General features: G+C 48.0%; 8 protein-coding genes. All 8 read left to right on the top strand.

All coding sequences use genetic code 11. The features are described from left to right. Positions 1-44 precede the first annotated feature (44 nt). Positions 45-1,826, top strand: coding sequence for an Mfa1 family fimbria major subunit (locus HMPREF9449_RS05545; protein WP_040611232.1), 1,782 nt, complete (start codon positions 45-47; stop codon positions 1,824-1,826). A gap of 87 nt (positions 1,827-1,913) precedes the next feature. After that, positions 1,914-2,987, top strand: a complete 1,074-nt coding sequence (locus HMPREF9449_RS05540; protein ID WP_009136258.1) for a FimB/Mfa2 family fimbrial subunit — start codon at positions 1,914-1,916, stop codon at positions 2,985-2,987. Between the two features lie 408 nt (positions 2,988-3,395). Then, positions 3,396-4,160: a hypothetical protein gene (locus HMPREF9449_RS05535; RefSeq protein WP_147640026.1), complete on the top strand. Its 765-nt coding sequence runs from the start codon at positions 3,396-3,398 to the stop codon at positions 4,158-4,160. A gap of 127 nt (positions 4,161-4,287) precedes the next feature. After that, positions 4,288-5,268 (top strand): fimbrillin family protein, encoded by a 981-nt coding sequence (locus tag HMPREF9449_RS05530; RefSeq protein WP_232211409.1) that lies wholly within the window; start codon positions 4,288-4,290, stop codon positions 5,266-5,268. A gap of 17 nt (positions 5,269-5,285) precedes the next feature. Then, positions 5,286-6,761, top strand: coding sequence for a fimbrillin family protein (locus HMPREF9449_RS05525; RefSeq protein ID WP_187118590.1), 1,476 nt, complete (start codon positions 5,286-5,288; stop codon positions 6,759-6,761). Positions 6,762-6,781: 20 nt separating this feature from the next. Further along, a complete protein-coding gene (locus HMPREF9449_RS05520) occupies positions 6,782-8,509 on the top strand; it encodes a fimbrillin family protein (RefSeq protein ID WP_009136254.1) in 1,728 nt (575 codons plus the stop codon). 4 nt (positions 8,510-8,513) lie between these two features. Beyond that, positions 8,514-10,676 carry a fimbrillin family protein gene (locus tag HMPREF9449_RS05515; RefSeq protein ID WP_040611231.1) on the top strand — a complete coding sequence of 721 codons (2,163 nt, stop codon included), beginning with the start codon at positions 8,514-8,516 and terminating at the stop codon, positions 10,674-10,676. A gap of 18 nt (positions 10,677-10,694) precedes the next feature. After that, entirely contained in the window at positions 10,695-12,149 is a 1,455-nt protein-coding gene (locus tag HMPREF9449_RS05510; RefSeq protein WP_009136252.1) for a fimbrillin family protein, read from the top strand. Positions 12,150-12,229 lie beyond the last annotated feature (80 nt).

Raw genomic sequence — 12,229 nt, 5'->3', positions numbered from 1 at the left:
AGAGGTAATATAATCAGTTGATAAACCTTTAATAAATGAAAAGTATGAAAGTCAAATTTTTCTTATTCGCAGCGTCCATCGCTGCCCTCTCACTGGCCGGATGCGCCAAAGACGAGAATGAAATGCAGGGAAATCCCGACAACCCAATCGTTGCGGAAGGGGCGGGAACGATGAACATCTCCCTGAAGTATGCCGTGGGGACTCGTGCCAATGGCGATTACGAAGATGGTACCGAATCGGAATCGAAAGTTAGGGACCTTACCGTTTACTTCTTCGATAAAGACGAGAAATATCTGGGGAAAGGTGAGGCTCCTAAACTCACTGAACTGCCTGGAGATGGTCATAATATTGAGAGAAACGTTATCGCGGTAGAAGTTCCCGCAGAGGTCGTGTCGTCTTTTTACGGCAACGAGGACCCCATGACCGAAGCGTATGTTGTGGCTGTGCTCAACAAAGGTAAGTTCGCCCCGACTCTTACCAAAGAGACCTCAACTTACGATGACTTTAATGCCGTTATTAGCAGTATGGCTATTACAGACATTACAGAGGCTGACAATTTTCTGATGACCAGCTCTAACTATGTCGATGTGAATGGCAAGGAACAGGCACTCGTTAAGATTACCAAGGAAAATGTCGGTGTCAAGAGCAATAGCGTTTCGAAAGAACCGGAAAAAGTGGAAATTGCTGTGGAACGTGTCGCTGCTAAGGTAAAAGTCCTGACCGGAGCAAATGTTGAAATTCTCGGATGGGGTCTGAATGTTACCAATAACAAGTTTTTCCCGGTGAAGAAATTTACTACCGGATTCCTCGATGTGCTGGATACGAGATATGGCGACTGGGAGCAGAAAACTACTTGGAGTAACCTGACTGACAAACGTTCGCACTGGGCCGTAGACCCGAACTACACTTCGGGTATTGTAGAGATGGACGGTACTTCTACCGAATTTGCTCTGCTGGATTACGCCGGTCTTATCGACGCAGGAAAATCGGCATATTGTTTCGAAAACACTTTCAACGAGGCAATGCAGAACCGTAACGCTACTACTACGGCAATCATCGTAGCTAAGTTCAATCCGGCGGGAACGGACAACGGTACGGAGGGCACCTGGGTAAATTGGAAACAGCAGAACTTCTCCGATGCAGATTTCGTTAATACGGTAGTGGCGGATGCCGATGGCAAGGACCATAATATCACAAAATATTACTATCGTGTGGTTAATCCGGATGCAGGAGAGGATTTCGGAAACGGATACAAAGTTGGTGATTACATATATTACCCGCTCGGAACAGCTAATTTTGAATTTTCTTGTGGAGAGAACAGTGAAGACATTATGTTCGGCGAAAAGGTCATCGGCAAAAAGAACATTACGGCAAATGTCGTATTGAAAAGTGATATTACTGGCGATCTTTACACCTTGCCGGCTAAAACGGATGATAACGAAGAGTGGGAGAAGAGCAAAGTCGAGAATGCAAGAACTGCCATTGCAGATGCCATTACCGCTGCGATCGATGCCGCCAATAACCCCGTTACCGTGTATGTAGGCGGTTACTGCTATTACGAAGTACCCCTACGTCATTTCAACGACAGTGAGGTCGCTGAGTTCGAAGGCGGTGGAGGAGCGTATGAACCGAAGCATCTGGGACGTTACGGTATCGTGCGCAATAACTACTATGTGCTTACGGTCAAAGCTATCAATACTCCGGGCAAACCGATTACGGGCAAACCGATTCCGACTACAGAGAAGGACGACTACGAAAGTTATTACATTGATGTCGATATTCAGGTTCTCTCTTGGAATATAAGAAACCAGGAGGTTGAACTCTAACAAAATAACATTTACAGTTCTCCCGGGGGAAATCGCCTTCGGGAGAATCTTTCCTAACATCGAAATCATTTTCAAACCGAATAAGTTATGCAGGTCTGTTTACATCATACGATCAGATATTTGTTGTTGGTTGCAATGGCATTCAGTGCGGCTTCCTGCGAGTGGGTAAAGGACGACCTGCCCGAATGTCCCCCAACTGAATTACGTGTAAGCTTCAAATATGATTACCACATGCTTGGCGGGGATGTGTTCAAGGACCATGTGGGTGCTCTTTATGTCTACGTGTTCGACAGGGAGGACAAATTCCTGTTCCTGCGCACGGAAACCGACCCGGCAGCGCTGGGAACCTACGGCTACGAGATGGTCTTCAATGACTTGGAACCAGATCGTTATCGCTTGGTAACAGTGGCTTACCAGAAGAGTTGTGAAGACATGTACGGATGTGCGGGAGCTAAGTTTCGCATGGCGGAAATGCGGGTAGGTGATCCCGTGGAGAAATTAGAGGTTACACTCGACCGACAAAGAAATACGGACGACGGACGCAGTTACGTCGTACACGAAAACACACCGCTCGACACCTTGTGGATGAACCGCAGGGAGAATGTTGTCGAGACAGCATTCCAGCAGACAACCCGTGCGATGGTCGATTTGATGCGACATACCAAAAATCTTACCGTCACCCTGAGGCAGGTGGATGATCCGGCGAACATCGACTGCGCCGACTTCGACATCAGTGTTGTGGACGACAACGGCTGCGTGCGCCACGACTGCTCGCTGAAAACGGATGACGAGTTACTGACCTATACCCCTCACGCACAGTGGACCTCTGAATATTCCGACGGAACTCGTGGTGAGGTGCAACGTGCGGCCCATGCGGACATGAGTCTTGCACGCCTGATGTATTCCGAAGAGTGGACGCAGAACGCGATCCTTACGATCTATAATAAAGAGACCCATACCGAGGTGGCTCGGATCAATCTGCCCGAAATTCTCATTTCGGACCGCAATACGGCCGAGCAGGGATTCTCCAAGCAGGAGTATCTCGACCGGGAGCACGACTACAAGCTCGATTTTTTCCTGGTAGGCGATACGTGGCAGTATATAAACGTGACCGTAGGCGTGTTGAGTTGGCAGGTACGCAACCAGAGTACCGATCTCTAAAATTTTTACACGATATATATTCGACAGGGAATGATGAAAGAAAAAATAATCCATATAGCCGTATGCAGTCTGCTGCTGTTCGGTCTGTCCGGTTGCAGCAGAGGCAGCGGGGACGAATCACTGGCCCTGCAGTCGTCCGATCCGGTGCTGCTCGAACTGGATATCGCACTGCCTACCCGGACTGACGAAAGCGGTATACCCGAGCGCGAGAAGGTAAAGGAATTACGTCTGATCATGATAGATGCGAAAAGCGGAAAGGTGGAATACAACAAGCTGTTCGAAAATCCGACCCCGTCAATATCGAAAAGCGACCGATACAGGTATTCCTACAGCGTCAAAATCGAATCGACGGCAGGCACTAAATTCCTGTACGCTCTTGCCAATGCGGAAAGCTTGATCGGGAATGTTGTGACCGAGACGCTGGGAGCAGAACTCATGGAGGGATTGGAGAAATTCGAATTGACAGGAGAAATCGACTCACTCAACGCGAACGGGCTCATTCCTATCGTTTCAAGGAGATATGAGGTGCAGCTGGGAGCGCAATCCTCTAAGGGGAGGGCTGTGTCCATGCAGAGGGTGGAGATCGTGATGGCATATACCGCGACGAAGTTCGATTTCACGTTTATCAATGCCCTGAGTTCCAATGAGGATGTCAATATCGTGGGCTGGCAGATCGACAAGGTGGCGAAGAAGTCTTACTTGGTCCCTCACATGGATGTAGACGCATGGAATATGTTGATCAATCTGGGCGGAACGGTTGACGATGACGATTGGGTTACCGATTATACCGTCCCGAGGAATACGGAATATGGCGGGTACAGCCAAACTTATCCGCAACCCCTGCTTTTGAATTATGGAGAGACGAAAGAAGACTTGACGACTTACTGTCTGCACGAGAGCAGATACTTTGGAGAGTTCGGTTCGGCGACGGATCAGGAATACTTTTTTACATTAAGAATCAAACCGAAAGGATGGGATGAAAACAATCCTCCGATCATTTTATCCGGCGGTAAATTCCCCAATCTGAAATCACTGGTACGGGGTACGCACGTCGTGGTACAGGCAAGGCTCAAGAATATGCCAGATAAGGGAGACAACACCCTTGAGGTACGGGTCAAGACCTGGATTAACGATGAGCCTGTAAACGGAAGCTGGGAAGAAATAACGCAGTAGTAACAACGAATAAACAAGGATTACGATGGATAAGCTGAAATACATCATACCGCTACTGTTCCTGCTGTTCGGGGCCTGCTCTTTGGACGACAGGCGGGACCCGCTGTCGTTACAGGACGGAGAGCCATTGCCGATACAGTTCCGCACTACTGTGGGCATAGGGGAAAACGCAGAGTTCGAGTCCAATTATTTCGAGAAGGGAGACGAGATTCGCATCTACTGCCCCATCAGTTATTCTACCCCGAATTTTGGGGACGGTGCTCCAGGAACCTATATCTATACTTATAGCAATACAGAGGGAGGTACGGATAATTGGCCTTATAAATTCCAAGCGGAAGAGGGAAAGGGTTTCGATTGGCGCACTTTGGTTCCTACCTCTATTTACTATGTATTCGAGGCGATGTATTTCCCCGGAAAAGAATACTTGAAGGAGGTGCCGGCCAATCAAAACGAGCTAGATATGCTCGAAAAGGCCGATATATTGATTGCGCACCACCGGCAAAGTCTGGATTTGCGGGGAAAAGCCGTACAACTCACTTTTCATCACGCGTTCGCCATGGTGCAGGTCAAGGTGAAACTTCCGGTCAGTGACTTGCCGACAGAAGGTCCTTTCCCGAAAAATGCCATAGAGGATGTCTATATGAGGGCGATGCTGACTGGTTATGAGGTGAATTATTCGCAAGTGATCGACAATGATGGGCTCCGCACAGTGGGCGCTCCTGCCGCGGACGAAGCTCTTCCTTCTGATACACCAGGTCTGAGGAAGGATGTTCATATGCGGCAAATATCCACCAGAGAAATGATAGAAGACGTTGACGGAAAGTCGATTCGATTCCAGGAATATGTGTTCCAGGGAATTGTTCCTGCGCAGAAATTCCTGAACCAAGGCAACGAGTTCTTGTATTTCAAGGTAAAGAAACATGACGGTGGTGAGCCCAAGCTTTTCAAGTATGTGCCGGAGAAATCGACCTTATCGTTGATTTCGTCGCACGTGCTCCATTTGTCGTTGGAAATTAACACAGACCTTCAGGACGTAGTGGTGCTTACGGCGGAGATCAGGCCGTGGGGAAAAGCCAGAAACGATATGGAGATAGGACCGGAAAAATGATTGATATCAGTATAAATATGAAAGTAAAAATATATTCCATTTTGTTGGGTTTCCTACCGCTCGCAGCCCTCGTGCTGGCGGGGGGCTGTATCGTGCATGAGACAGAAACTTCCGGTACGAACGGAAACGGGGATATGTCGGTCGTCATCAGAGCTTTCGAAGAAGTGATGGGAAATGCCACTCGGGCGAACGATATGGAAAACACGCAGGTAAAGAACCGGAAGATGTTGTTCACTTACCCCTCCACGCCCTTCGGGGAGATGAAAAGCGCATTATGCAAATTCGACGCGGATGGATACGGATATGTATATGCCGGGTCGGAAGAAGGGGATCCGTTGAAATGGAAGGATGTATATACCGAAAAGCCGGGGGGATGCGATGTGTATCTGGACAATTTGTTGGATTACCCTGTGCAAGTTCCGGACCCGGAGAGCGACGACGTATTAAAAAAGTACTACGATAATTTCATACAGATAGAGTTCGGCCCTGGTGATGATATTCATGGTGAAAAGGTGATGGTGGCCGAGGCGGGCAGCAAGGAGGCGGAAAACGGGATAGACATCGTGTGGGGAAAGATCGGCAAAGCGGAATCCGGCAAATCGTTACATTTCGTATTGGAACACAAGATGAGTCAGGTGACATTTCGGTTTTACAGCGAAAACGAGAATATTCGAGAGGCCTTAGAGGGTGACGGAATAACGGTTTCGTTGGATAAAATCAGAAAATCGGTGTTTAGATGGGCTATGAATCATCCGAGGCCGGACAGATTACCGGCATTCTGTCGTAGCAATGGTACTATAGATCAGGCTCAAGGAGTGAATCCTTTTGAAAAGGCTGTTTTGTTTTCAAACAAAGAGTCGTTGAAAAAGATAGAGAATGAAGCCCCTGTGACTTATTACTCAACCCATACGTTGGTGATGCCGCCCCGTACATATGAATACTCGACGGCAGGAAATCTCCCGAAACTGACGATTGAATTAAACGACGGCTCTAAATATTCGGGAACTTTACCGCAGACGATCCAATATTGGATGACTGATAACAAGACGGGGGAATCGGTGTTGATGACGACTAAGTTATTTTTTAAGTCTGGATACCATTTCATATTTGATGTAAAGTTGGTCGATAATTTAGGCGAAAGAGAAATATTATTCCAAGATATTACGGTTGGGGCTTGGGTTTTTAAGTACAACGATGAATTTACGATGTCCGAAAGCGGGATAAACACATGGGACGATTTTACGGCCTTGGCGAAGGTGTTCAACGAAGACTATTCGGAGAAGAATTACCGACTGATGAAATACGGGCAGTGGAATGCAGGTAAAGAAATGTGGGGATTCAAACTTTGGAACGATATAACGGTATCCGGAGATTTCGAACTTCCGCAGTTTGATAACGGGAATTTCGAGATCGATTTTGGTTTACGCAAGATAACGGTCGGAGACAAAGTAATAAATTCCGGGAATTACAAATCCTATCTTGTAAAAAAGTAATACCCTAAAACACACGTAAGATGAAGATAAAAATCATAGATATTTGCATTATGGGCCTATTGCTTCTCAGACTTCTCACGGGTTGTAACAAAGAATATGGCCGGGACGATGCGCTGCGAACAGACAACAATTACCTGGCAATTGAGGGGGAGATTGTGGGAACGAATCTGTCTACCCGGGCCCTAACCGATGTTCTTGGCTCCTGTCGTTCCTTTGAAGTAGGTGACGAAATCGGTTTCTATTCGTTTCATGAAAATGGATGCAATATGTCAAGGAATGACCATTTCGCTGCAGGGGACCCTGTTGAGTATATGCGGAATGTTCGTTTGACCTATTCCGACATTGCGGGGACGAAAAAATTCATATCTACAGAGATTGAAAATGTAGTCATGAATACCCTGGGCCTTACGTTTGCCTACTATCCCTATTCCGACGAAGAGATGCCGGAGGACGGTTATGTGAAGCAGAACGGTGCGAATTACGAGCCCTTGGGAAAACACGACCATTATATTCACATCTTTGACAGCAATAATCAGGTAAAGGATCTGCTCACGGCTACTAAGCGACAGTATTCCAACGTGAACTATATGTTCGGACATCAGTTTTCGATGGTGTTGCTATTTCTGGGAGATGGATTCAGCCCGGAGCAGAATGAAGAGTCGTTGACCGTATACCTCACGGAGCACATCATCGGCGCTCACGTGACCCGGGAATGGAGGGAGTCAGTTCCTCCGGACCGATTTACATTCACCGTAGATAGGATACCTTTGGATTATTCGTTGGATATAGGGTATTCTTCATTCAAGGCTTTCAAGAGGGGAGAGTATATTTTGCCGGGGACAACGGAATCCAGAATCGCTTACTCCGTGATTTTGCCATACGGTACGGAGATTGACTACATTCAGGTAATGGACAAAAACGGTAATCTACAGAAAGTAAAAGCCACGACGCTGCCCGAGTTGGAATCGGGATGGATCTATCCGGCGACCATCCGGATGAGTGATGGATTGGTGCCGACGTTATACCCGCATGAAATCATTCCGTGGGGGGATCCTATTGAGATAAAGGTAGACAAGTTGCCAGGTATCTATTCGTCCGAAGAGTTCGAGAAGTGGCTCGGGTTGTACAATAAGAATGTCGATGTTCTTCACACGATAACAGGAGCCGACTTCACCGAGTTGGAAAAATACGGGACATACGATGCCGGCGAGGGGTGGATTTTTTATATACGCGACAGCATAGACTGCTCGAGGATCGAGAGCACGACCGGGACGTTGATTACCAAGTTGGTAGACGGCGTAACTATTGATGGCGGCCGGCATCAAATCAAGAACATCATGCTCGATCTGAAGGGCGAGGAACCGATAGTAGGCATGGGGTTGATCGGCGAAATCACAGGTGGCAGATTGTGGAATCTGCGGCTGTACTTTCCGACGGTTCGTTACCAAGGAGTGAAACCTTCTGGATGCATTGCTGCCGTCATCAGCGGCGGGCAGATTACGAACTGTACGGTCCGGGAAGCGGCGATGCTATGCCGGGAAACCGTGGGCGTATTGGTTGGTGAGATAACCGATGGTGCGGTAGATGATTGTAAGTTTCACGGCGTGGTACAAGCAGCAGTCCCTGCCGGATTGGTGCCGGAGTATTTGGGAGTTGTAGGCAAGTGGTCCGGAGGTACTTTTGGCACGATAATCAATAGCGTGAAGTTCATAGAATTAGAATCGGATTTCAACCAGAAAGGAGAATAATAGTATGAACAGAAGAATAGGAATAATATACAGCATATTGTTGTTGGTATTGTGTGGCTGCCGCAAAGAGCTCGACGAATTGCCGGGACGGAACGCACGGGAAGAGATGCCGGTACGGTTTACGGCCGAACGTCCGCAGGGTGATGTGTTAACACGTGCCATCGTGGACAAAGAAGAATTTAGTGCGGGCGACGTGATACATGTCTCTGCCAAGTTTACACTTGATGATGGGAATATCGTTATCAAATATGCCACCCTGACGTTGGACGAGCACGGGGAGTGGAACAATGAAACGATCTTCGACATGGGCTGGCCCTGGAATGCTACCGGTGCTGAGTTCACGGCCTACTACCTGGAGAACTGGAACGGTCCGATTACTACGCCCGGACGTCCCGTAGAGCCTGTGGTACTGGATCGTTTCGAGTTTCAGGGACAAAGTATGAACCCCGATCCATTGAAAGCTGAAGCCAAGGTCGAGGGGTATGGACAGGCGGTGCATCTCCGGTTCGAACATCTTTGTACCCGGCTTACCGTCGAGGATGTGGGCGATGAGGAGGAATACTGGCTTAGATTCAGGTATTCACCTGGAGTGGAAAACCCTCGATTCGTGAAAAATGCTTGCCAATTGACGCTCAACGATGACAAGACGCTGCAATTTGATTTCGTGACGGAACAGAGCGGCAAAGTTTCCTCACAGGTATTCGTGAAAGGAGACGGCAAGAGAGCTGTGACGTTTCACTTAGCGCCGGGCGATTACAGCAGGTTCTCGCTGACCCGACGCAACAACTATGCCTACATCACGATCTCCAATGTGGATGCCTTGAGAGAGCTGGAAGCGAACAAAGCGTACTCCATCTCCCTGGCAAACCTGCAGGGGAATATCACTCCCGATGATGATGCATGGATTGACGAGCCCGATTTACCGGAAGTGCCACAATACGACGATTTCGATATAAATGCCTTCCTGAGAGCCATACGCGACTGCAAAAAGGATTATATCTGTAAATTAAAAGATGGGGACTCGGTTGTTGTTTTGAAAAAAGACGATTGGCGAAATGAGATGCTCCTTATGCAGGATGTCGATTTTGAGGGAGCGGATTTTACAGCGGTAGATCTGCCTAACATGGTTACTTTCGACGGCGGGGGACACAGCATCTTAAACGTAGCGTATCCGATGTTCAACACCTTGTACGGTACGGTAACACAACTTAATATATACGCAAACCGGAAGAAAATAGAGGTTTGGGAAAACAATACCGAATGGGGTATGCTGGCGCGGATCTCTGATAAAGGGACAATCAGTAATATACGTTTGGAGGGTATGTCCGTGGAATTTACTATTCCGAATGTCCTGACTACACAGGGCAAAACCTATAACATTGGAGCTTTGGTTGGTTGGGTAAAATCTGGCAGTTTGTCCGAAATCACGCTGGCGGGCGACGTTTCCGTTATCGTGGATTCCGAATACACGGGGGATTATATCGTTTTCGCCGGAGGAGTAGTAGGACAATGCAGTGGTTCGATGGAACATATCGACAACTTGGGCAGCCACTCCACGATCCACGTAACGAACAAGTGCCGGGGGTATTCTTCACGCTACACAGGCGGGTTGGCAGGTGCTTTCAACGAGGCGATCATGGATCATTGCAATGTGAACACCATTGTCGATGCTGGCGAATCCTCGGGAACATGGAACTATGCCGGAGGAATCGCGGGAGCGGTGAGGACAACGAGTGGTGGATCAGGCTCTGCTGCCATCGTAGATGTAACCGTAACCGGAAGTGTAAAAGGAGGCAATATCGTACCCGGGGGCGAATCGACATCGGAGTCGGGAACAACGACGACTCATTCCTCTACCGGAGGCATTGTAGGCCATGTGCAGAATGCTTCGGTAACGGGTGGAATCGTTTTGAGTAAGGTGTCTGTCGGAAAACAGGAGGGGTTGAATGAATACTCTCATTATACTGTGGGCGGGGTGATTGGCTCCATGACGAATGCCGCCAATATCCGTAAAAATGAGGGCTGTATCTTTTTCAATGCCAATGATTATATCCTAACAGGTTATACCGCCGGAACATTCTGCGGTGGCGGCGGATCGACAACCGAATTGCAGGCGGAAGGTAATACTGCTGTTGGTATGGGTAAGTTCGTCGGTTCGGATCGATAACGATAAACAGAAAAGTCTATGAAATACTTGAATAAAACAGTATGGTGCTTTTGCCTGCCGGCACTCCTTTTCGGTGGATGCGACAGCGGGAAGGAGGAGATTCCCTACCGGGAGAATCCTGTTGCAGTTCGTTTTTCCGTTGCTGAAGACTCCTTCGTTCAAACACGTGCGGATCTTATTGGGAAAGACGGTACCGGTCCCCAGTACGGTACGATTTATATACGGCAGACCCCTAAGGAGGACCAGAATACGCATATGTGGGGACATTACAGGGTTACGGAGGGCCAAAGTGGTTCATTGACTTTGGAAGATAAAGAACATTTATATTGGTTGGACAGTGAAACCGAATATTTTTTTGAGGCGATATCCGTGCCGGTCAATGGGAATGATATTGAACGGTCTGGAGGCGTGACTTTTACCGATGAAATGCCATATGAGAGTGGAGGACAGGGTGAGGTAACATTCGGGGGCTATGATAACGGGTTGGAGTATTTTGTGGGAGTCACTGTCGGCCCGCAAAAACTGTCCAATGGCCAGACGGTGACAATGTCGATGGCGAGGCAGATAGGCAAGATTATCTTCAAGACTATAAAGTATAAAAATGCATCTGACGTGGAAAACGAGAATGTAGAAGAGTGCAGAATCATATTTCCCAACCTGCCGACTAAGGCCACGTTTGATCTGGATCGTATGTATCGAGTTAACCAAGTGACCATGGATCCTCAACCACTGGGAATGAATGGCCGTAACTACTTGTGTCTGACTGATAGTGATGAGAAAGGCATTAAAATGACCTGGAAAAAGGCTTTGTATCCAAAACCGACTCATTTGACTGAAGATGAACATAATAGTAAAACGCAAGCGATCTATTTGCCAACGTTCATGTTCTGGGACGGCAAGGACAATAAGCCCGAAAATCAATCCGGATTTTTTATTATCCAATATAAGGATAGAACTTATACCGGGAATCTCAACGTGAAAACGTTAGGAACGAACGATTACATACGTTTGTGGCCTGGCGATTGTCTGAGGGTAATTGTCACGTTGCAGGACGGTCCGGCAGGAGGTGGCGGAGACGGCTCTGCCATAGCCGAGTGGAGTATTGCAGCAGAACAGGAGGTACCCCATTACCCTCTGCCGGGTATCTATACGGCCGAGGATGCACAAGAGTTGTTCGCTGTCCTGCAATCGGGGAAGGTCATTCCGGAACGTTTTTATAAGGAGGAGAACGGGAAAAAGGTCATCCGCCTCTTCACGAACATCGACTGGAGCATGGTAACCACTGAACTGATCATTCCCGATGACTTCGTATTCGTGGGGCAGGGATACAACGTGAGATTGGGCGAAGGCGGCTCGATTAGCGGAGCAATGGAAGGACTTCTGTATGTAAACGGAAAGCGATACGAAGACGGAGTGTTGGCTGATGCGTTGCGAAAATCGGGAACTTATAAAAAACATGATTCCGTATGCTAGAGGAACGCGAACCGGTAAAGTTCGCCGAATTCGGGTTGTTGAACCCCCAAAAATGCCCGTCCCGCCGTCTGATGTGAAAA

Origin of the sequence: Odoribacter laneus YIT 12061, from assembly GCF_000243215.1 — a bacterium.
In the GTDB taxonomy this organism is placed as follows: Bacteria; Bacteroidota; Bacteroidia; order Bacteroidales; family Marinifilaceae; genus Culturomica; species Culturomica lanea.
This window is presented reverse-complemented; position numbering and strand designations above follow the sequence as displayed.

Excerpts from the sequence above, each read along its gene's own strand:
- HMPREF9449_RS05545 (WP_040611232.1), top strand. The coding sequence starts at position 45 with ATGAAAGTCAAATTTTTCTTATTCGCAGCGTCCATCGCTGCCCTCTCA.
- HMPREF9449_RS05540 (WP_009136258.1), top strand. The coding sequence starts at position 1,914 with ATGCAGGTCTGTTTACATCATACGATCAGATATTTGTTGTTGGTTGCA.
- HMPREF9449_RS05525 (WP_187118590.1), top strand. The coding sequence starts at position 5,286 with ATGAAAGTAAAAATATATTCCATTTTGTTGGGTTTCCTACCGCTCGCA.
- HMPREF9449_RS05520 (WP_009136254.1), top strand. The coding sequence starts at position 6,782 with ATGAAGATAAAAATCATAGATATTTGCATTATGGGCCTATTGCTTCTC.
- HMPREF9449_RS05515 (WP_040611231.1), top strand. The coding sequence starts at position 8,514 with ATGAACAGAAGAATAGGAATAATATACAGCATATTGTTGTTGGTATTG.
- HMPREF9449_RS05510 (WP_009136252.1), top strand. The coding sequence starts at position 10,695 with ATGAAATACTTGAATAAAACAGTATGGTGCTTTTGCCTGCCGGCACTC.